A 21,447-nucleotide genomic window follows, 5' to 3' on the forward strand; every position below is an offset into this window, starting at 1 on the left:
ATCTCACGCCTCCGCAGAGCGGCCCTTCATCGCAAAAATACCTTGGGGACGCTTCTGGATGAAGATGATGATCAGCACGAGCACCGCGATCTTCGCCAACACCGCACCGGTCAATCCCTCCAACAGCTTGTTCAAGATGCCCAGGCCCAGGGCCGCGTACACGGTGCCGGCGAGTTGGCCCACGCCGCCCAGCACCACCACCATGAAGGCATCCACGATATAGCCCTGGCCCAGGTCGGGGCCCACGTTGCCCACCTGGCTCAGCGCGCAACCGGCCAGCCCGGCGATGCCGGAGCCGAGTGCGAATGCGTAGGTATCGATGCGGGCCGTATTCACGCCCATGCAGGAGGCAATCGGCCGGTTCTGCGTCACGCCGCGCACGAACAGGCCGAGGCGTGTCTTGCCAATCAGCCAGCCCACACCCAGCAGCACAGCGATGGCGAAGGCGATGATGACCAGGCGGTTATAGGGCAGCGACAAATTCGCCAGCACCTGCACACCGCCGCTCATCCATACCGGGTTTTCCACGCCCACGTTTTGCGCGCCGAAGATGCTGCGCACCAGCTGCTGCAGCATCAGGCTGATACCCCAGGTGGCCAACAGGGTCTCCAGCGGCCGACCGTACAGAAAGCGCAACACGCTGCGTTCCAGCGCCGCTCCGACCAGGGCCGCCACCAGAAAGGACACGGGCACGGCAGCCAGCAAATACCAGTCAAACGCGCCAGGCAGGTATTTTTGGAAAACAGTCTGCACAAAGTATGTGGCGTAGGCGCCGATCATCATCAGCTCGCCGTGCGCCATATTGATCACGCCCATCAGGCCGTAGGTAATGGCCAGGCCCAGGGCCACCAGCAGCAGGATGGAGCCCAGGCTGATGCCGCTGAAGATGGAGCCCAGGCGGTTGCCCCAGGCCAGTGCCGCATCCACCTTGGCCAATGCGGCCGAGAGGGCCACTTTGACATCTGGCTCCGCCTCTTCCTTCAGGCGCGCCAGCAGCACCGTCTTGGTGGCAGGGTTGCTGCTGTCGGCCAGGGTTTTGATGGCGTCCAGACGGTGCGCCTTGTCGGTGCTGTTGAGCAGCAAGGCGCCGCGCAGCAGGCCCAGCTGCTCTTTGATGGCGGCATTGGCCTCAGAAGCAAAGGCTTTTTCCACCAGGGCCAGCTTGCTCTCGTCGGGCTCGGCCAGCAGGGTTTTGACGGAGGCGGCACGCACCTTGTCGTCTTTGGAAAACAGCTTCAGGGCGGCCAGCGCATTGTCCAGCTCGCCGCGCATTTGATTGTTGTTGATGACGTCTTCGGCGTCTTCCGGCAGGGCCACGGCGGCGCCGCTGGCAGGGTCCACGGTCTTGTCGCCCTGGACCCAAAAGACTTTGTCACCCTGGATCTTGATCTGGTCGTCGGACAGCGCCTGGATGAAGGCAACGGTCTTCTCGTCGGCGTTGACGACGGCTTTGTTGAGCGCCTCGATGCGCGTCTCAGCTTCGCCGGTTGCCATGTCTTTTACCTCGTCAGCGCTTAGTGCATAAGCGTGACCAGCTATTAAAAGCAGAGCAGCAGTAAAAATGGGAAGGATGGGGCGGAACATGTCCCAGCTTTCAAAAAAGAAAAGGAGATGGGGGCGCGCCGCTGGCGTCGCCCCCACCCTAGCCCTCTCCGTAAGAAGAGGGAATGGAACCAGCCATCGAGAACGCCCCTGCTCCCTTCCAGGGATACCGCGGAACTGGCTCTGCCAGGCCGCTGGTATCGCCCCCTGCAAGGGGGTGGGCGAAGACACGAAGTGCGTAGCCTGGGGGTGTTACTTTTTCACAGGTGCGTCGGGCTTGCCGGCATTGCCTTCGATGTACGGGCTCCATGGCTTGGCTTTCACAGGACCAGGCGTCTTCCACACCACATTGAACTGGCCGTCGGCCTTGACTTCACCGATGAACACCGACTTGTGCAGGTGGTGGTTGGTCGCGTCCATTTCCGACACGATGCCGGACGGTGCATTGAACTTCTGGCCGGCCATGGCGGCGATGACCTTGTCGGTATCGGTGGACTTGGCCTTCTCGACCGCTTGCTTCCACATATTGATACCGATGTAGGTGGCTTCCATCGGGTCGTTGGTCAAAGGCTTGTCGGCGCCTGGCAGGTTCTTGGCCTTGGCGTAGGCAGACCACTTCTTGATGAACTCGGTATTGGTCGGGCTCTTGATGGACATAAAGTAGTTCCAGGCAGCCAGGTGGCCGACCAGAGGCTTGGTGTCCACGCCGCGCAGCTCTTCTTCACCCACGGAGAAGGCGACGACGGGCACGTCCTTGGCCTTCAGGCCGGCGTTGCCCAGTTCCTTGTAGAACGGCACGTTGGAGTCACCGTTGATGGTGGACACCACAGCAGTCTTGCCGCCTTGAGAGAACGTCTTGATGTCAGCCACGATGGTTTGGTAATCGCTGTGGCCAAACGGGGTGTACTTCTCGTCGATGTCCTTGTCGTCCACACCCTTGCTCTTCAGGTAGGCGCGCAGAATCTTGTTGGTGGTGCGGGGGTACACATAGTCGGTGCCCAGCAGAACCCAACGCTTGGCGCCGCCGCCGGCCTTGCTCATCAGGTAGTCCACCGCAGGAATGGCTTGCTGATTAGGCGCAGCACCGGTGTAGAACACGTTCTTGGACAGCTCTTCACCTTCGTACTGCACGGGGTAGAACAACAGGCCATTCATTTCTTCCACGACCGGCAGCACCGACTTGCGCGACACCGAGGTCCAGCAGCCAAAGATCACGGCGACCTTGTCCTGGCCCAGCAACTGCTTGGTCTTTTCAGCGAACAGGGGCCAGTTGGAGGCGGGGTCCACCACCACGGGCTCCAGCTTCTTGCCCAGCACGCCGCCCTTGGCATTGATTTCGTCAATCGCCATCAGTACGGTGTCTTTCAACACGGTTTCCGAAATGGCCATGGTGCCCGACAGGCTGTGCAGCACACCAACCTTGATGGTGTCAGCCGCATGCGCGGGAATGACGGACAGGCTGCTCAGAGCCACGGCGGCGGTAATTGCCTTGAGAGTGAATCGACGTTGCATGTGTGCTTCTCCGGTAGTGAAATAAACCCTGACTGAACCCATACGCCACCCGGCATGTGGGCCTGTGTGTGGCGATGGATGGACTGTAGGCACGCATGCGCTTTGAAGAAATACGCCGGGTGGCGTATGCGCGGCATTGGCAGCGCGTAGGGGTGCATCACCTCCCAATTACTGGGCTATACGGTCCTGACTAAACTGGCTTGCCAGCATCTCCACCGCCACTACCCCATGCACACTGCCGCCCACCGCCATTTCCTCAGCGCCCTCTGGTCCGCCCTGGAGGGTGATGCAGCCGCCTTGCCGCGCGTGCGCTTCAGTGGCGACGGCGAGCTGCCCTCTGTGTTCGAGACCACCGCCCTGGCAGCTGCCTCCATAGGGGCGGCCGGGCTGGCGCTGTCCAGCCTCAGCCATGCCCTCGGACTGCCTGCGGACACGGCGGCCGAGGTGCAGGTGGATAGCCGCCTGACCTCGTTCTGGTTCGCCACCTCGCTGCGCCCGCAAGGCTGGGCCGTGCCGCCCCTGTGGGATGCAGTGGCGGGCGACTACCGCACGGCCGACGGCTGGATACGCCTGCACACCAATGCACCCCACCACCGCACCGCAGCACTCGCCGTGCTGCAGGTACCGGCAGACCGCGCGGCCGTGGCGCAGGCCGTGGCCGGCTGGACCGGCGACGCCCTGGAGGCAGCCGTCGTGGCCCAAGGTGGCTGCGCTGGTGTCATGCGCAGCGCGAGCCAATGGATGCAACACCCGCAAGGCCAGGCCGTGCAGGCCGAGCCGCTGATGCATTGGCAAATGGGTGCCAGCGCTGCTGCGCCCGCCTGGCAGGCGTCCGCCCAGCGGCCCTTGCGCGGAGTGCGGGTGCTGGATCTGACCCGCGTGCTGGCCGGCCCCGTGGCTACCCGGCTGCTGGCGGGCCTGGGTGCCGAGGTTTTGCGCATAGACCCGCCCTGGTGGGATGAACCAGCCGTGGTGCCAGAAACCACGCTGGGCAAACGCTGCGCCCGGCTGGACCTGCGCCTGCCCGCCGACCGGGCCCGCTGGGAAACGCTGCTGGCCAGTGCCGATGTGCTGGTGCACGGCTACCGTGGCGATGCGCTGCAACGCATGGGGCTGGGCGCGGACCGGCGCCAGCAGCTGCGCCCGGGCCTGGTGGATGTGTCGCTGAACGCCTATGGCTTCAGCGGCCCGTGGGCACAGCGCAGAGGTTTCGACAGCATTGTGCAGATGAGCACGGGCATCGCCGAAGCGGGCCAGCGCGCCGCCCAGGCCGACAAGCCAGTGCCTCTGCCGGTGCAGGCGCTGGACCACGCCACCGGCTACCTTCTGGCCGCGGCGGTGCTGCGCGGGCTGGAGCGGCGCGTGCGCGAGGGCAGCGGCAGCATCGCAAGGACCTCGTTGGCGCGCACCGCAGCCCTGCTGCAGTCACTGCCACGCACGGCGGACGCAGCAGCGCAGCCACTGGCGCCCGAGTCGCAGCATGATTGGAGTCCGGGCATCGAACAGAGCTTTTGGGGGCCAGCACGGCGGGTGACCTGGCCGCTATCGATACAGGGTATTGGATTCGCCTGGGACACGCCAGCCGGCCCGCTGGGTAGCGTGGCAGCACACTGGCTGAACGAAGACCCAGCAGTGTAGGAACACCAGGGGGCCAGTGCGCTCCCCAAGTTCGCTATGGGCGCGGCGCGACCACAGGCAGCCCAAACTTGCTACCCATGACGGTCTTGAGTTCCTCTGGGTCCAGCGTTCGCTCTTCGAGCTTTCCGTGCGTGACCGTCTTCAGCTGATTGCCGACCAGGATGTCCCGCCCCTGCGGGTTGTGCAAAACCACCACCACTTTCTGCACGAAGATCGCACCGGGGTGGGTCGAGTTCATGTAGTTGGCGGGCTCGAAGTCGATCCACTCCTGCGCAGACAGATCGAAGCCGTACTGGTTCAGCCACCGCCCTCCCGCATAGGCCTGCAGCAGGTATTCGCCGTTGTCGGATCGGCTCAGCTTAAACCGGTCTGCATCCTGCGGCACCTCCACGTCCAGCAGTGCTAGCCGCATGGGCGCACGGATGCCATAGCTGCCAAAGCCCAGGTCGCACAGCCAGTCTTCCCCGTCCACCGTGGCAACGATGGCCATGTGCGTCTTGGGTCGCCGCACCGGGTAGAACATGGGCCGTGCCGCAATCAGGCGAAACGGTATGCCCAACGCACACAGGGCCATAGAGAAGATGCCATTGACCTCGTAGCAATATCCACCGCGCTGGCGGTCGATGATCTTTTCAACGATGTGTTCCGGCACCAGCGAGACGATCTTGCCGGCCTGCACGTCCAGATTCTCGAAGGGCACGGTAAACAGCTGGCAACGCATGATCTCAGCGAGCGTGGCGGCATCCGCCTTGGCGTCACCTTTGTATCCGATCCGCTGAAAGTAGCGCTGCAGGTTGAAATTCTCGGCATGCATAGGAAAGTCCTGTTATGGGTTGGGGTGATGTAGCGATGATGCGCGGAAAACACTAGCGAACAGCGCCAGCTATTAGGACATGTGTGCTATACAGATAACGATAAACCATATCTGTCATGCAGCACAGTTACATCCAGCTTTCCAAGCTTTTGAAGCTCGACATCCGCCGCCAACGCTACCAGGTAGGCGCCAAGCTGCCCTCCGTGCGGCAGTACGCCACATCCCAAGGCGTCAGCGCGTCCACCGTGGTGCGCTGCTACCGCCAGCTGGAGAGCGAAGGCTATGTGGAAATCCGTGCCAAGTCGGGCATGTACGTGGCCGACTGGAAAGCGCAACAGCAAACACGCTCCCCCGCCAGCGCCGCTATGGGCACCCCACCCCCATCGGCCGTGCAGTACGAGCAGTTGGCGTCCCTGCAACACCGTATGACGCAGCTGTATGCGCTGACGTCCCAGCCGTTGACGCTGCCGCTGCACCTGGCCCATGCCGCCCCACCGTGGTACCCCTGCGATGCCTTGGCACGCATAGGCCAGCGCGTGCTGCGCCGCGACCCTTTGGCATTCGGTGCCTATGCCACAGGCACCGGGCTCCCCGCATTAAAAACTGCCTTGGTCGGCCATTTGACACGCTGCGGCATCGAGCTGGGCCCGCAAGACCTGCTGGTGACCAACGGCGCCACCGAGGCATTGCAGATCGCGCTGCGTGCGGTCACCCGGCCGGGGGACACCGTGGCGGTGGAGTCGCCGGTGTATTTCGGCATTGTCCAGATGCTCGAACACCTGGGACTGAAGGTGCTGGAAGTGCCTTGCACCGCTAGCCAGGGCATCAGCCTGGAAGCGCTGGAATACGCCCTGGAACAGCACGGCAGCGTGCGCGCCGTGGTGGTGATGCCCAGCTTCCAGAACCCGCTGGGGTCATGCATGCCAGACGCGGCCAAGCGGCGCCTGCTCGGCATCATAGAAAAGCACGACACGGTACTGATCGAAGACGATGCCTTTGGAGACTTGGCGTCCGCGCCCGAGCGCCCACGCCCCGTGAAGGCCTGGGACCGCACAGGACGGGTGATCTACTGCGGCTCGGCCAGCAAAAGCATGGCACCCGCCATGCGCCTGGGCTGGGTAGTGGGCGGCCGCCACCAGCGGCTGCTGGAGTCGCTGAAGCTCAGCAACTCTTTGACCACGCCGCTGTTCGAGCAAGCGGTGCTGGCGGAATTCATCGCGTCCGGGGCCTTGCCCTCGCACCTGCGCAAGCTGCGGGAACGGCTGGCGGCCACAGTGGGACCCGCAACGCAGGCCGTCCTGCAGCACTTCCCGCTGGGCACGCGTGCCGGGGGCCCGGCTGGCGGCTGGTGGCTGTGGATCGCTTTGCCTGACACGCTGGACACCATGGCGCTGCTGCACGCTGCGGCGCAACGCGGCATAGCCTTCACACCGGGCGCCTTGTTCTCTGTGTCGGGCAAGTTTGCCAACCACCTGCGCCTGAACATCGCCCGCCCCTGGGACCGTGAACTGGAGCAAGGCATCAAGACCCTGGGCCTGTTGGCCAAGGCGCTGCAAAGCCAGCTTGCGCCGGACTCTGGTGTGAGGCCTTGAAACAACGGCTGAATCTGGATATGTTGGCGGGCAACAGGCGGGCATGATTGCTGCATTCCAGTGGCAACCATCCTCAGCCTTCAACCGGAGTCAACATGCAATTCGAAAAAGGCGGCCTGTGGCGCAATTGGGTCGGCAACCAGTCGTGCATAGCGCGCTACAAGGGTGCGCCCACCTCCGAAGACCAGTTGCGCGAGATGGTCGCCGAAGCGGATCGGCTCGATCTGAACCTGCGCGTCGCCGGCTCGGGCCACAGCTTCACCCCGGTGGTGGGCACCGGCGGCGTGTTGCTGTCCTTGGCGCAGATGCAGGGCGTGAACGGCTTTGACGACGCGAAGAAGCAGGTACGCGTGGCTGCCGGCACGCGCATCCACGACCTGGCGATTGCGCTGAAGGCACACGGTTTTTCACTGGTGAACCAGGGCGACATCGATTCGCAGGCAGTGGCGGGCGCCTTCACCACCGGCACCCACGGCACCGGCACCACGCTAGGCTGCCTGGCCTCGTCAATCGCCGGGCTGCGGCTGGTACAGGCCGATGGCAGCGTGCTGGTGGTCGATGGCAGCGATACCGATCTGCTGCACGCCGCCCAGGTGTCGGTGGGCACGCTGGGCGTGATCTCCGAGCTGACCCTGCAGGTCACCGATGCCTATCAGCTGCACGAGCATGTGTGGCGCGACGACTTCGAGACCTGCATGGCGCGGCACGACGAGCTGGCCGCCACGCACCGGCACTTCGGCTTCTTCTGGTGCCCGACGCCGCAGAGCCGGCACCTCTACTGCCTGGCCGACACAGCGGATGCGCCGCTGACCACCACAACCAAGACCGCCGATGTTTGCGAGATGAAGATCATCGACATCACCGACCGACCGGCGCTGGACACGCCGTTCGAGAAGATCGCCTACTCGTCGGAAATCTACCCCATCGAGTACGTGCCGAACTTCCATGAACTGGAGTACGCCGTGCCGCTGCAACACGGCAAAGAGGCGGTGCGCGCGGTGCGCGAGCTGATGCTGACCAAGCACACGAACTGCATCTTCCCTATCGAATACCGATTCACCGCGGGCGACCCAGCGTGGATCAGCCCGTTCTACCAGCAAGACAGCATCACCCTGTCGGTGTCCGGCCAGCCGGGCGTGGACTACTGGGACTATCTGCGCGATGTCGATGCCATCTTGCGCCGCTACGGCTCACGCCCGCATTGGGGCAAGATGCACTTTCTGGACACCGACGACGTCACCGCGCTGTACCCGCGCGCCGCCGATTTCCGCGCGCTGCGGCGCAAGCTCGACCCGCACGGCCGCTTCCTGAACGACCATGTACGGGCGCTGCTGGGCTAAACCAGTCGCTAGCAAATTTATAGCTACTTGCGCAGATAGTACCTGCGCCAGAGGCATGAAAAGCTTGTAAATTCAAACCAATTTCTGTGCCGCGATGTGGCGGTTGTAAGCCAGGTAGGCGCAGGCCACATCGGCCAGGCCCACCCCCACCGACTTGGCAACAATGATGTCGCCGCTGCTGCCGCGCCAAGGCTGCCCATGGCGATACAGCTCGGGCAAATCCACAACCTTGGCGCGCTCGAAGTCGTTTTGCGGGCGCCACAGCACCAGCTCGCCGGCCTCGGCCAGGCTTTGCGGCTTCCATTCCACGATGATGCGGCTGGCGCGGGACAAGGTGGCGTCGTCCAGCTCGCGCCCCTTGGGCGCGCTGGTGCCGATGGCGCAGACAAAGGCCCCGGGCTCCAGCCAACGACCGTCGAACACCGGCACCTGCGAACGTGTGGCGGTCACCACCAGGTCGGCGCCGCGCACGGCGGCTTCCGCACTGCACAGCTGCACCCGGCTGCCGGTTTGCAGCGCCAGGCGGCTGCACCAGCTGTCGTCGCCCAGTGGGTCGACCACGGCGATCTCCTCAAAAGAAAAGACTCCGCACAAGGCCTGTGCCTGGGCCCGCCCCTGCAGGCCGGCACCAAACAGCGCCAGCTTCTTCGGCGCCGGGTTGGCCGTTTTGGAGGCGATCAGCGCCGTCAATGCGGCAGTGCGAAAACGGGTCAGCTCGGCGCCATCCAGCACGGCGATCGGCACATTCTTTTCCAGGTCAAACAGCGTGACCAGAAACGCAAACTGGCCTTGCACCGTGGGGTAGACCTTGATGCCGCCGACCTGGCGCGCACTCCACAGCGCGCCCATGCTGCTCAGCCGAATGTTGCCGCTGCCGCTGCGCTGGCGCGGGTGAATTTCAGCCTGCTCTGCAGCCAGGTCGGCAAATGCGGCGTCCAGAATGGCGGCCACGCCGGCAAAGTCGAGCAGTTGGGAAATGGCGGCATCGTCGAGATAAAGGGGGTTCATATTTTCAGGTCGTCAAAAAAGGAATCGGGTGCCCACTGGCCGGGCTGGGCTATGCCAGCCGCAAGGCCCCCAGGCGAAAGGTGCCGACCACCTGGGCCAGCTTGTCGGCCTGGCCTTTCAGGCTGTCTGCGGCGGCGGCGCTCTGCTCCACCAGGGCGGCGTTTTGTTGGGTCATTTCATCGAGCTCACCCACGGCGGTGTTCACCCGCTCTATGCCCACGCTCTGCTCGGCCGCGGCGGCGGTGATCTCGCTGATGATGTCCGTCACGCGCTGCACCGAATCGACGATGTCGCGCATGGTGCTGCCGGCCGACGACACCAGCCGCGAGCCGGCCTCGACGCGGTTGAAGCTGGCGTCGATCAGCTGTTTGATCTCGCGTGCGGCCTGGGCCGAACGGGTCGCCAGGTTGCGCACCTCGGCCGCCACCACCGCAAAGCCCCGGCCCTGCTCGCCGGCGCGGGCAGCTTCCACCGCGGCGTTCAGGGCCAGAATGTTGGTCTGGAAGGCAATGCTGTCAATCACCGAAATGATGTCGGCGATCTTGCGCGAGCTGTGGTTGATCTCGTCCATGGTGGCCACCACCTGGGCCACCACCGCGCCGCCGCGCGCTGCCACTTCTGCGGCGGAAGACGCCAGCTGGTTGGCCTGCCGGGCCGACCGGGTCGACTGCCCCACCGTGCCGGTCAGGTCCGACAGCGACGATGCCGTGCCTTGCAAATTGCTGGCCGCCTGCTCGGTGCGTTGGCTCAGGTCCTGGTTGCCGCTGGCGACCTCGGCACTGGCGGCCTTGATCGACTCGGCAGAATCGCGCACCTCACCAACCACGGTACGCAACGAGGCCTGCATCGCATCCAGCGCCCGCAGCAACTGCGCCGTCTCGTCCCGCCCCTGCACCACGATGGTCTGGCCCAGATCGCCGGTGGCGATGCGCCGGGCCAACGCCACGGCATGGTCCAGCGGCCGGCAAATCGACTGCAGCGTCAGCCACATCAGCGGCACGAACAGCAGCAGGGTCAGGCCTACCAGGCCCAGGCGCAGCAAGGATGCGGCGGTGGACTGTGCCTGCATCTGCTGGTGCGCCTGCACCGCCGCCTCTTGCTGCGCGGCGATCAGGCGTAACGTGTTATCGCCCAGCGCCTGGAAGCTCTTGTCCACCTTGGTCGAGAACACCAGCGCCGACAGGCTGTCGATCACCGCCGACTCCAGCTGTTCCAAGGCCGGCCCCATGGTCGCGGCGTAGTTCTGCATCAGCCTATCCTGGTTGGCCACCAGCTTGGCGATCTCGGCGTCGGCCGGGTTCGCCTGGCGGATTTTTGCGCCGACCTGCTGCACTTTCTGCACCTCGGCTTTCCACCGGCCGATCAGCGCATGCACCTGGTCGGCGTTCGAGGTGCCGATGGCAATCGCCGAGCTTTCCCAGCGCCGCACCAAGCCCAGCGATTCACGCATCACGGCCACGTCGGCGGCAGCCGCATTGGCGCGGGTAAACAGATCGGCAGTGCTCTGGTTGGCCTGCACACCCGAGACCCAGCCCCAGCCGCCGAGCACCAGCAAGGACAGGGAGACGCAGGCCAGCACCAGATAAAAGCGCAACCGGATACTGAAATTGTGGAGGGACAACATGACGTTTCAGTCTTTCAATGGCGATCAGGGGACGCCGTATTTGCTGGGGAAGCGCAGGTTCTCCTGCATGTAGACATTCATCGGCACGCGCAATGCGACGGTGTCAAACCATTTCTTGTAGAGGCCGAGCAGCTCGCCAGACGACATCAAACCCAGCAAGGTCTTGTCGACAATTTCGCGCAGCGGTACATCGCCCTTGGGCAACATGAAGGCGTACGGTTCGACCGACATGAAACGGCCGCTCACCATCAGCTGGTCTTTGCGCGGCGAGGCGCTGAGCAGGCCGTAGAGCAGGATGTCGTCCTGCGCAAATGCATCTGCCTGGCCTCGCTCCACCAGCGCAACACCTTCCGGGTCGGTGCCTACGCTGATCACCTGCAGGTTCTGTTCAGTTTGCAGCTGGCGCACCAGGCTCTCGGCCGTCGTGCCCTTGCTGACGGCCACACGCTTTTGCCACAGGTCGTTGTTGCCCTGCACCGGGAATGATTTCAGCGTCAGCAGCCGGGCACCGGTGGTGAAGAAGGTGTAGGAGAAATCCACGTCCTTTTGCCGCGCAACCGTATTCGTGTTGCCACCGCACTCGATGTCGATCTCGCCGGCCTTCAACATCGGGATGCGCTGGGCGCCTGTGAGCTGGGTGTAGCGCACCCGCAGGTCCGGGCGCTTCAGGCTCTTGCGGATGTTGTCGATCACACGTAGGCACAGGTCGATGGAGTAGCCCACGGTATTACCCTGTGCATCCTCGAAGGCAAACGTGCCGGGCGTAGCGATATAGCCAACACTGACCACGCCCTTGGCGGCGATGCGGTCCAGCGCCACGCTTTGCGCAGTGGCAGCCCCGACCCAGCACAATCCGGCAAATACCAGCAGCGATAGCGCAAGCACGGGGCACATGGCAAGCAGCCTCAGGCCAGGCCGGGCGGCACAGCCTGGCCCCACGGCGTGGCTTGCTCGAAAGCAAACGCGGCGCACAGAATCGTCGGCTCGGCAAACGGCCGGCCGATGAACTGCACCGAGATCGGCATGCCGGCCGACGACAAGCCCGCCGGCACGGCCACCGAGCACAGGTCCAGCAGGTTCACAAACCGACCGAAGCGCGACAGCGGCGTGGCCAACTCGTCCACTTCAGTCAGCGGTATCGCGCTGATGGCATTCGTCGGGAACACGCACACGTCCACCCCGTCCATGGCCTCCAGCATCGCGGCCTTGGCCTGTTCGCGCTGGCGTAACAAATGGATGTACTGCGCCGCGCCGATGTCGCGGCCCAGCAGGATGCGGCGCTGGATATTCGGGTCGAACTGCAGCTCGCGGCGCTCGAACAAGGGGCCCAGATGCGCATAGCCCTCGGCACTCATCAGGCTGCCGGCGATGCGCATGGATTGCTCCAGGCTGTGCGGCAGTGGCCGCTCCACCAGCAGCATGCCCAAGCCCGCCAGCGTATCTAACGCCCGGTCGTAGGCACGCAATACCTCGGCGTCCACATCCTCTCGCTCGGCCCATGGCAGCGTCCACACCCGCAAGCCCTGCATGTCTTTCTCCAGCCCCTGCGCCACCGAGCGCGTGGGCGCCAGGCGCGACACCGGGTCCAGCGCGTCCGGCCCGGCCAGCACGTCCAGCATCGTCGCGCAATCTCGGACGCTGCGGGTCAGCGGGCCGACGGTATCGTGCGTCGGGCACAGCTCCAGCAGGCCGTGGCGGCTCACCAGGCCGTGGGTGGTCTTCAGCCCGACCAGGCCACACAGGCCGGCGGGGATGCGCACCGAGCCTCCCGTATCGGTGCCTATCGCCGCGCAGGCCATGCCGGCCGCCACGGCCACGGCCGAGCCGCTGCTGGAGCCGCCGGGCACGCGGTGTGTCTGCAGGTCCCAGGGGTTCCAGGGCGTGCCCATGGTCGTATTCGTGCCCCAGCCGCCAAAGGCAAATTCCACCGTGTGCGTCTTGCCCAGCACGACGGCGCCGGCGCTGCGCAAGCGCTGCACCGCACTGGCCGTCAGCGTGGAGGTGCGCGGTGGCAGCGCGGCCGAACCGCCTGTGATGGGCTTGCCCTGGATGTCGAACAAATCCTTCACCGCCACCGTCACGCCGTGCAGCGGCCCCAGCAGCGTGCCGGCCTGGCGCAGCCGGTCCAGGCCTTCGGCAGCGGCCAGCGCCTCGTCGGCATACACATCGATGAAGGCGTGCAGTTGCGGGTCCCAGCGGGTGATGCGGTCCAGATGCTCCTGCACCAGCGCCACGCTGGTCAGCGCGCCGGATGCCAGCGCCTGCTGGGTCTGCTCTATCGAGCCAAAAGCCACATTCGCCACGCTCATACGGCCCCCATCACACGGCGGCCGCGCGCCAGCCGCCGCTCGAACAGGCGCGACAGCATGGACAGCGGAAAGGCGATGCCGAAGTAGAACAAGCCGACCAGCAAAAAGATGTGCAGCGGCAGAAAGAATTCGCTGGCCATGGCCCGGGCCGTCAGCATCAGCTCGTCGGTGGCAATCAGAGCGCAGAGAGAACTGTCTTTCAGCAGCGCCACATAGGTGTTCAGCAGCGGCGGCAGCATCAGGCGCAGCGCCTGCGGCAACACCACGCGGAGGAACACCTGGCGCGGCGCCAGGCCGACGGCCAAAGCCGCTTCGCGCTGGCCCTTGTGGATGGCGTTCAGCCCACCGCGAAAGATCTCGGCCACATAGGCAGCACCATGCAGGCCCAGGCCCAGCGCGCCGGCCCAATAGCCCGACAAGGTAATGCCCAACGGCGGCAACGCAAAGTACAGCGCCAGCAGCAAAGCCAGCAGCGGCACGGTACGCAGCGTCTGGATGAACAGATTGGCGGCATGGCGCAGCAGGCCGTTGCCGCTGCGCAGCATCGCCACCAGCGCCGCGCCACCCAACAGCGCAGCGATGAAGCCGACCGCCGACAGCTGCGCCGTCACCACTGCGGCGCGGGCCAGGCGCGGCAACCACTCGGGCAAATACTCCAGATAGGCCATGAAAAATACGGTCATCGCTGTGTCTCCAGGCGGCGTTCGGTGCGGGCGAAGGCCCAGCTGATCGGCAAAATCATGGCGGCGTACAGCAGCATGGCCGCCAGGTAGATCAGCGTGGTCTCGAAGGTGGAAGTCACCAGATTGCGGGCGAAGAACATGATCTCCGGCGCGGCGATGGCAGAGGCAATGGATGTGTCTTTCAGCAACTGGCTGACATAGTTGCCCAGCGACGGCAGGGTCACGCGCAGCATCTGCGGCAGCAGCACGTGGCGCAGTGTCTTGACAGGCGTCAGGCCCACCGACAAAGCCGCTTCGCGCTGGCCGACATGCAGGGATTTCAGGCCCGACGCGAACACATCGCACAGAATCGCCGCCCCCACCAGGCCCAGGCCGATGACGGCCGCCGTCAGCGGCGACAGCCGCAGTCCGACTGCCGCCAGTCCGAAGTACAGCAGAAACAGATGCGCCAGCGCCGGCACATTGCGCATCCATTCGATGTAGCCGGCAATCGCCCATTGCAACAACCGGCTGTGGGTGAAGGTGCGGCAGATCGCCAGCAGCAAACCCAGCAGCGCAGCGATGGCGAATGCGCCCACGGCCACCTGCACAGCGGTGACCGCACCCAGCGCCAGAGTGGCCAGGATGCGCGCAAAAATATCGAACGCGGCCATCACGACACCGCTTCCGCCGCGGCGCCGACCTGGCCGAGAAAGCTGCGCGTGCGCTCCATCTGCGGCCGGTTGATCACATCGGCGGCGGCGCCCTGCTCGACGATGTGGCCACCGTCCATGAAGATCACCCGGTCGGCCACGTCGCGGGCAAAGCGGATCTCGTGCGTGACCAAAATCATCGAGCGGCCCTCCTCCGCCAGCTCGCGGATCACGCCCAGTACCTCGCCGACCAGCTCCGGGTCCAGCGCCGAGGTCGGCTCGTCAAACAGCATCAGCTTGGGCCGCTGCGCCAGCGCCCGGGCGATGGCTACGCGCTGCTGCTGGCCGCCAGACAGGCGCTCCGGGTATTCGGTCGCTTTGTGGCGAAGATGCACCTTGTCCAGCATCTCGTCGGCCAGCTCGTAGGCCTCGGCCTTGGACATGCCGCCAGCGCGGATAGGCCCCAGGGCGACGTTGTCGCGCACGTTCAAGTGCGGCCACAGGTAGAACAGCTGGAACACCATGCCGATCTCGGTGCGCTGCGGCGCCAGCTCTTTGTCGCTCATGAAGCGGAATCCACCGCGCTTGTCCGGCAGCTGGCCGATGCGCTCGGACTCCAGCAGGACGGAACCTTCGGAGGGCCGCTCCAGGTAATTCAGGCAGCGCAGGCAGGTCGATTTGCCCGACCCGCTAGGCCCGATCAGCGACAGGGTTTCGCCTTTGGCCAGATCAAAGGAAATGCCTTTCAGCACCTCGGTCTGGCCGTAGCTTTTCTTCAGGCCTTGGACCTGCAACAGGGAGTTGTTCATGGCAGCGTGGGTGGGCTATTGGAAGACTGGGCAGTGGATTACTTGCAGGAAGGCAGCTTCCAGTCGGCCGGGCGGTCGACGCCGGCGCGGAAGTTCTGGCCGGCGGGCACGTACCACACGTCTTGCACCAGGCCGTACTTGCTGCCGATCTTCTTCAGCTCGCAGCCCTGCCAGAGCTTGGCGATTTCAGTATTCACCGCCTGGGCCAGTTCCGGGTTGTCCTTGTTCAAACCAAACACCACCTGGCCCAGACCGGTCAGCAGCGGGAAGTCGGGGTTGGCGTCGACGAAGGCGTTGAAGCGCACGTTCCACTGCGGATTGCGCGAGATGGCGTACTGCATCACCGGCGGGTCGCCAATCACCGCGTCGATGCGGCCGGCCAGCAGATCGCGCACGGCAGCGTCCGAGGTGTCGTACATGGTCAATTGCAGACCGGCAATCTTGCGCAGCTCGGGGATGAAGGAGAAGCCGGTGATCGTGCCGACCTTCTTGCCTTCCAGGTCCTTCAGGTGCGACCAGTTGGTCTTGTTCGACTGGGTGATGCCGTTCTTGAAGTAATGGATCGGGTCGCTCAGCGTCATGATTTTTGAGCGCTGCTCTGTCCAGCCCATGGTGCCGGCCATCACGTCCACGCGCTTGGCCTGTACCGAGGCGATGGTGCCCGACCACTCCATCAGTGCCGGTTTCACCTTGAGCTTCACCGCGTCAGCGATGCGCTGCAGGATCTCGCCGTCGTAACCGACCATCAGGCCGTCCTGGTAGCCGGTGCCGGGCATGTCGCCGGTGAAGGCGATGGTCAAATTGCCTTTGTCTATGGTGGAAGGGGTTTGCGCCTGCACGGAGGGCAGCAGCGCGAAAGCGCCGAGCACGGTGCACAACAGCCGGGTGATAAAGAGTGGTTTCATGGTGGTTCCTGCAAGTTGGAAGAAGGCTTCTGGGTTACGCGTTGGCGTGGCACGATTGTTCAAAATCACCCCCCACTTGGCATAGGAAGCGCTTGCCTGTAAATTGAACGTATGCGACATACGGTAAAAACCCCTAAACCCCCGGCCAAGCAAGGCGCGAACGAACTGGTCGGCCTGCTGGACGCCTCGAAGGAACGTCCGCCGCTGAACCCATCGGGCGTGGAGCTGCGCATCGGCATCCTGCTGTGGCCGCGCTTTCCGCTGCTGTCGCTGGCCGGCCTGTGCGATGCGCTGCGGCACGCAGCCGACATAGGCGACCAGAGCCGGCAGGTGCGCTGTACCTGGACGGTGCTGGGCGTGCCCGACCAGCCTATCCAGGCCAGCTGCGGCGTGGAGATTCCTGTGCAGCAGTCGCTATCGAGCCAGCACCAGTTCGACTACGTGGCGGTGATCGGCGGGCTGCTGCCCTTCATGGACAAAGTAGACCGGCGCTACACCAGCTTTCTGCAAGAAGTGGCTGCAGCCGGTACGCCGCTGATCGGCATCTGCACCGGCAGCTTCGCGCTGGCCCAGGCCGGGCTGCTGCAGGGCAAGGTGGCCTGCGTGCACCCCTTCCACGTGAACGACTGGAAGAAGATGTTCCCGGCCCAGGCGTTTGCGACGAATGCCGACTACCTGTTCGACGGCGACCGCATCACCTGCGCCGGCGGCATTTCCATCATCGAGCTGGCCACCGAGCTGATCCGCCGCCACTGCGGGCCGGACCGCGCGGCCAAGGTAGTGCACCAAATGACGGTGTCGCAACGATCCTCCACCCACGTCACGCGCCGGCACGCGCTGGGCTATGCGTCAACGGAGAACGACAAGCTGCGCCAGGCCATCATGCTGATGGAAAAAAACATCACCACGCCGCTGGAGATCGCCGTGATCGCCCGCCTGGTGGAGACCAGCAGCCGCCAGCTGGAGCGGGTCTTCATGGCCGAGACCGGTGCGTCGCCGTCCGAGTTCTACCGCAACTCGCGGCTCAAATACGGCCGCTGGCTGCTGACCACATCCGACTCGCCCGTCAGTTCCATTGCCTATGAATGCGGCTTTGCCGACGCCTCGCATTTCATCCGGCATTTCCAGCAGCTGTACGGCGTGGCGCCGGGTCGGCTGCGCCGGGCGGTGCAACCCCAAAGCGCTTGAAAATTTATAGAAATTGAGGCTCTAGCGCAGTAGATATCTGCGCAAGCAGCTATTGAATTAGTAGCGCATCTGCCACAGGCGGACGCACTGCTTCCATCTGTACCAAGAGGTGCACAGCCTTGGGCAAGCCCCAACTGACGCCCATGTCCATACCGTAGTCGGTGCGGTCTATGGTGGTTTCAAAGCGACCGGAGCACGCCTCGGGCGCGGGCGGGACTGTGCAGACAAAATGAGTGACGTGCAAGACCACGGGCAGGGTCTTGCCTAGCAGGGTCAGACTGCCGCCCACCTCGGTCAGGGTGTCGCCGTTGAACAGAAACTGGTCACCCACGAAACGGATGGTCGGGTACTGGCTGGCGTTGAACAGCTCCGCGCTTTGCAAAATGCTGTCGATGAAAGCCACGCCTGAGCGCACTGAAGCCGCGGCAATATTGACATTGGCCCAGCCGGTTTTGGCCTGCAGGTCCAGTTGAATGCTGCCCGAGTGCTGCTCGAACCGGCCGCTCTGAAGACTGCCGAGTTCATATTGGGTCACGGTGCGCGCAGGATCGATCGCATAGACCACGGGCTCGGCATGGACCAGCCCCGCAGCCAGCGCCAGCACCCCATAACGCAACAAGCGCAGCCAAACCATGGCGTCAAGGCGCCAGCACACGGATCTGCACCAGGCGGCGCGTCTCCGCCACGGCTTCGCTGCTGTAGGTATTGGCCTGGGCCTGCGCACCGGTAGCGGCCACCGTGACCCACTGGCCCAGCGCCGCGCTGACCGTGGTGGCCATCTGGCTGCGCGACTGGCTGGGCAGCTCGGCGTTGCCCGTGGGCGCCTCCACGCTGGCGGCCTGGACCTCGATCTGCACCGCCACCGGCTGCTTGCCACCGGGCCAGCGCGGCTGCACCGCCATGCTCTGGCCAGCCTGCATCCACACCATGCCGAAGCTGACGCCGCCGCCACTGCTACTGCCGGTTCCGCTGCTGCCCGACTGGCTGCTACTGCCCCCCACCACCGACTGCACGAAACGGATCGGCACGGTCTGGCCCATGTGCAGCGTGGCCTTTTCGCCATTGCGCACCTGCACCTGCTGCGCCACCAGCGGGGCGCTGGTGGCCTGGGTGCTGACGGTGTAGGCCGCGGATTCGTCGATCTGGCGCAGCTCTACCGTGAGATTGCGCTGCGGCAGTTGGGCCAGTGCAGGCAAGGCCAGCCACAGGCCGGTAACGACCAGAAACAGGGATTTACGTGCATTTTTTGGCATTGCAATATTGTTTCACGTTTGTTTCAGGTAGCCGCTTTGTGTGCCTGATGCGTTATGTAAATAAGGCCCCATATACAGCCTATCCAGGGCTTTATTCCAGCCCTTGTTCTGCATGGCCTTGCCTATATTGAAATGGACAGCCAGCCTCATTTTCGGCGGAGCTTTTATGTATACGGACACGATGACATTAGACAGCGGCACGGCGGGGGCATCGCCCAGCGGCCTGCTGCTGGAGGTGGACTTCAAATGGCTGATGGCTGGCCAGGGCCGTGATATAGACCCCGCACGGCTGATGCATGACCGTGGCTACGCCAGCAGCTGCCTGGAGTTTGCACTGCACTCGCCCTGCGCTCCCTTGCGTGCCTGTGCCAGCCGCCTGATGGTGGTACTGGGGCTCTAGGTTTTACCGGCCATCCGCAAAGCCAGCGCACTCAACGCCTCATAGGCCGCGCCGGCCTGGGCGTCCCAGGCCGTGACGGCCTGCGCCTGGCGGGCAATGGCCGCGGTGTCGCCGCGCGCGGCCGGCCCGGTCAGCGCGGCGGCGGGACCCAGCGCGGTGATATTGGCCACGGCATTGTTCAGCAACATGCGGCGCAGGCCTGGGATCAGCTCCGCCGGCACGCCACTGCTACGCCAGGCGTCTTCAGCCACGCTCTGCAGCACCGGCAGAAAGTTGGTGGCAAACACCGCCGCAGCGTGGTACAGCAGCTTGTGCTCCGTGGCCACGCCAAAGCATTGCGCACCAATGGCCGTGAAGGCGCTCCGCAAAATTTCGCAGGCCGCCGGGTCACCTTCCAGCGCGCAGGCGGTACCGGCAAACTGGGCCACGGCCGCGTCTACCGAGGTGAAACTCAGAATGCAATGCGCACTGGCCGTCTGCCAGCCCCGCTCAGCCAGCGGTGCTAGCAGCCCATGGCCCAAGGCCCCGCTGCAGTGGAAGGCCAGCGCAGGTGTGGCATTGGCAGGCAAGGCCGCCGCCAGCGCCTGGGCTGCGGCGGAAATCTGCGCATCCGGCACGGCCAGCATCCACACATCGGCGGAGCGCAGGGCCTGCGGGTTGTCCACCGCCCGGCCCGCGCCAATGGAAGCACAGGCAAGCTCGGCGCGTGGTAAGGAGGTGGTCAGCACGTCCTGTACGGCGAAGCTGCCCTGCTGCTGCCACAAGCGTGCCAGGGTCTGGCCCACGCGCCCCGCGCCCACCAGGTTCAGGGTTTTCATGGCGGGTCGCTGGGCAAATGCCATACACGATTGCGCCCGGCACGCTTGGCGCGGTAGAGCATGCCATCGGCATGGGTCAGCAACTCGTCCAACGTGGCATCGGGCTCGGACATCACCACGCCGAAACTGGAGCTCAGGCGCACAGGCCTGCCGTCGTTGGACAAGCACAGCGCCTGCTCCACGCCCTGGCGCATACGCTCGGCCAGAGCCAGGGCGCCCGCCAGGTCGGAATCCACCGCCACCACCACGAATTCATCGCCGCCGATGCGGCCGAAGAGGTCGGTCTCGCGCAGATTGCGCTGGCAAGCCTGCACCACGGCGACGATGGCGCGGTCGCCCACCGAGTGGCCGAAGCCGTCGTTGACCAGTTTGAAGTTGTCGATATCAAAGGCGATCACCGCGATCTGCGTCTGCGCGCGGCGCACGCGCTTGAGCTCCTGCTCGGCCCGCTCCAGCAGATGCCGGCGGCTCAGGATGCCGGTGAGTGCATCGGTATTGGCCAGCAGGCGGAACTGGTTTTTCAGCCGCACGACCTCGGTGATATCGGTGGAGATGCCCACATAGGCGTCCACCACGCCGTGGTTGGTGATGGGCACCTTGATGGACCAGTAGTGGCGCGTCACGCCGTCGGCGTCCACCAAGGTTTCTTCGCCGGTGGATTTACGCCCGCTGTCAAACACCTGCTGGTCCATCACGCCGAAACGCTCCGCTTCCTCCGGGGGAATCATCTGCGCATCCGTCAGGCCCACGATGCTCTCCTGCGTCTGGCCGAACAACTCGGCGGCGTTGATATTGGCGTACAAATAACGGCGCTGCCGGTCCTTCATATAGACCAGAGCCTCCAAATTATTCAGCACCGTACCCAGCAGCGTCTTCTGGGCCATCAGCGTACTCTCCAGGCGTCGACGCTCGGTGATGTCGGTAGAAATGCCGCACAGACCAACGATCTCGCCACTTGGTGCGCGCAGCGGCAGCTTGACGGACCAGCAGATCGTGGGCTGCTGCTGGCCCTTGGCCAGAGTGACCTCTTCCAATTCGACCTTCTCTCCCGTGGCGATGACGTGGCGGTCATTGGCCATGAATTGGTTGTGGACCGTCAGATCGAAAAACTTGTCGTCCGCAGCGCCCACCACCTCGTCCAGGCGACAGCGGAACTGCTTGCACACCATGCTGTTGGCATAGGTGTAGCGGCCCTGCAAATCCTTGGCATAGACATAAGCGCCCACATGGTCCAAGGTGGTTTGCAATGTGAAGACCTGCGCGATCAACTCTTCATAAGAAGCTTCCATGCGCACTCCTTACTTTTGAATACATTCATTCTAGGGGCTCCCCTGCTCTTGCGCCGTCCTTCAGTAGGCGGGTATTCCACGGCTAGAAACC

Annotated in this window: 20 protein-coding genes; 5 read left to right on the plus strand and 15 right to left on the minus strand. The window is 64.4% G+C overall.

What is annotated here, in order from left to right; genetic code table 11:
- Positions 1-3: 3 nt before the first annotated feature.
- Entirely contained in the window at positions 4-1,584 is a 1,581-nt protein-coding gene (gene urtB, locus AC07VY_RS15755) for an urea ABC transporter permease subunit UrtB (protein WP_495098274.1), read from the minus strand.
- 210 nt (positions 1,585-1,794) lie between these two features.
- On the minus strand, positions 1,795-3,054 hold the full coding sequence (urtA, locus tag AC07VY_RS15760) for an urea ABC transporter substrate-binding protein (RefSeq protein WP_495098273.1): 1,260 nt from the start codon (positions 3,052-3,054) through the stop codon (positions 1,795-1,797).
- A 228-nt stretch (positions 3,055-3,282) separates the two neighbouring features.
- Here urtA and AC07VY_RS15765 point away from each other — a divergent pair, with 228 nt between their 5' ends.
- A complete protein-coding gene (locus tag AC07VY_RS15765; protein ID WP_495098272.1) occupies positions 3,283-4,692 on the plus strand; it encodes a CoA transferase in 1,410 nt (469 codons plus the stop codon).
- 34 nt (positions 4,693-4,726) lie between these two features.
- On the opposite strand, the gene AC07VY_RS15770 is transcribed toward AC07VY_RS15765, so the two are convergent.
- On the minus strand, positions 4,727-5,506 hold the full coding sequence (locus AC07VY_RS15770) for an arylamine N-acetyltransferase family protein (RefSeq protein ID WP_495098271.1): 780 nt from the start codon (positions 5,504-5,506) through the stop codon (positions 4,727-4,729).
- Between the two features lie 116 nt (positions 5,507-5,622).
- Between AC07VY_RS15770 and AC07VY_RS15775 the strand changes: the two genes are divergently transcribed.
- Positions 5,623-7,098 carry an aminotransferase-like domain-containing protein gene (locus tag AC07VY_RS15775; protein ID WP_495098270.1) on the plus strand — a complete coding sequence of 492 codons (1,476 nt, stop codon included), beginning with the start codon at positions 5,623-5,625 and terminating at the stop codon, positions 7,096-7,098.
- Between the two features lie 95 nt (positions 7,099-7,193).
- Positions 7,194-8,438 (plus strand): D-arabinono-1,4-lactone oxidase, encoded by a 1,245-nt coding sequence (locus AC07VY_RS15780; RefSeq protein ID WP_495098269.1) that lies wholly within the window; start codon positions 7,194-7,196, stop codon positions 8,436-8,438.
- Positions 8,439-8,510: 72 nt separating this feature from the next.
- Here AC07VY_RS15780 and AC07VY_RS15785 read toward each other — a convergent pair whose 3' ends face one another.
- Genes AC07VY_RS15785 through AC07VY_RS15820 form a run of 8 tightly spaced genes read right to left on the minus strand, consistent with a single transcriptional unit; the run spans position 8,511 to position 16,408 of the window.
- Positions 8,511-9,446: an ornithine cyclodeaminase family protein gene (locus tag AC07VY_RS15785; RefSeq protein WP_495098268.1), complete on the minus strand. Its 936-nt coding sequence runs from the start codon at positions 9,444-9,446 to the stop codon at positions 8,511-8,513.
- Positions 9,447-9,495: 49 nt separating this feature from the next.
- Positions 9,496-11,070, minus strand: a complete 1,575-nt coding sequence (locus tag AC07VY_RS15790; RefSeq protein ID WP_495098267.1) for a methyl-accepting chemotaxis protein — start codon at positions 11,068-11,070, stop codon at positions 9,496-9,498.
- Positions 11,071-11,094: 24 nt separating this feature from the next.
- Complete coding sequence (locus AC07VY_RS15795) at positions 11,095-11,964, minus strand: amino acid ABC transporter substrate-binding protein (protein ID WP_495098266.1); 870 nt, start codon at positions 11,962-11,964, stop codon at positions 11,095-11,097.
- Between the two features lie 11 nt (positions 11,965-11,975).
- Positions 11,976-13,379 (minus strand): amidase, encoded by a 1,404-nt coding sequence (locus AC07VY_RS15800; protein ID WP_495098265.1) that lies wholly within the window; start codon positions 13,377-13,379, stop codon positions 11,976-11,978.
- Positions 13,376-14,062, minus strand: a complete 687-nt coding sequence (locus AC07VY_RS15805) for an amino acid ABC transporter permease (RefSeq protein ID WP_495098264.1) — start codon at positions 14,060-14,062, stop codon at positions 13,376-13,378. Before AC07VY_RS15805 ends, AC07VY_RS15800 begins: the two co-directional genes overlap by 4 nt.
- Positions 14,059-14,715 carry an amino acid ABC transporter permease gene (locus tag AC07VY_RS15810; RefSeq protein WP_116603838.1) on the minus strand — a complete coding sequence of 219 codons (657 nt, stop codon included), beginning with the start codon at positions 14,713-14,715 and terminating at the stop codon, positions 14,059-14,061. The genes AC07VY_RS15805 and AC07VY_RS15810 overlap by 4 nt, the downstream gene beginning before the upstream one ends.
- Positions 14,715-15,503: an amino acid ABC transporter ATP-binding protein gene (locus AC07VY_RS15815; RefSeq protein WP_495098263.1), complete on the minus strand. Its 789-nt coding sequence runs from the start codon at positions 15,501-15,503 to the stop codon at positions 14,715-14,717. The genes AC07VY_RS15810 and AC07VY_RS15815 overlap by 1 nt, the downstream gene beginning before the upstream one ends.
- Before the next feature lie 38 nt (positions 15,504-15,541).
- Positions 15,542-16,408: an ABC transporter substrate-binding protein gene (locus AC07VY_RS15820; protein WP_495098262.1), complete on the minus strand. Its 867-nt coding sequence runs from the start codon at positions 16,406-16,408 to the stop codon at positions 15,542-15,544.
- A gap of 111 nt (positions 16,409-16,519) precedes the next feature.
- Between AC07VY_RS15820 and AC07VY_RS15825 the strand changes: the two genes are divergently transcribed.
- A complete protein-coding gene (locus AC07VY_RS15825; protein WP_495098261.1) occupies positions 16,520-17,596 on the plus strand; it encodes a GlxA family transcriptional regulator in 1,077 nt (358 codons plus the stop codon).
- Positions 17,597-17,645: 49 nt separating this feature from the next.
- On the opposite strand, the gene AC07VY_RS15830 is transcribed toward AC07VY_RS15825, so the two are convergent.
- Positions 17,646-18,230, minus strand: a complete 585-nt coding sequence (locus tag AC07VY_RS15830; protein WP_495098260.1) for a YceI family protein — start codon at positions 18,228-18,230, stop codon at positions 17,646-17,648.
- Positions 18,231-18,234: 4 nt separating this feature from the next.
- Positions 18,235-18,849 (minus strand): secretin GspD/PilQ domain-containing protein, encoded by a 615-nt coding sequence (locus tag AC07VY_RS15835; RefSeq protein ID WP_495098259.1) that lies wholly within the window; start codon positions 18,847-18,849, stop codon positions 18,235-18,237.
- A 181-nt stretch (positions 18,850-19,030) separates the two neighbouring features.
- Here AC07VY_RS15835 and AC07VY_RS15840 point away from each other — a divergent pair, with 181 nt between their 5' ends.
- Positions 19,031-19,249 (plus strand): hypothetical protein, encoded by a 219-nt coding sequence (locus tag AC07VY_RS15840; RefSeq protein ID WP_495098258.1) that lies wholly within the window; start codon positions 19,031-19,033, stop codon positions 19,247-19,249.
- On the opposite strand, the gene AC07VY_RS15845 is transcribed toward AC07VY_RS15840, so the two are convergent.
- Positions 19,246-20,067 (minus strand): Rossmann-like and DUF2520 domain-containing protein, encoded by an 822-nt coding sequence (locus AC07VY_RS15845; RefSeq protein ID WP_495098257.1) that lies wholly within the window; start codon positions 20,065-20,067, stop codon positions 19,246-19,248. The genes AC07VY_RS15840 and AC07VY_RS15845 overlap by 4 nt on opposite strands.
- Positions 20,064-21,356, minus strand: a complete 1,293-nt coding sequence (locus AC07VY_RS15850; protein ID WP_495098256.1) for a sensor domain-containing diguanylate cyclase — start codon at positions 21,354-21,356, stop codon at positions 20,064-20,066. Before AC07VY_RS15850 ends, AC07VY_RS15845 begins: the two co-directional genes overlap by 4 nt.
- Positions 21,357-21,447: the final 91 nt, after the last annotated feature.

It is taken from the genome of Rhodoferax sp. GW821-FHT02C08 (assembly GCF_059421805.1).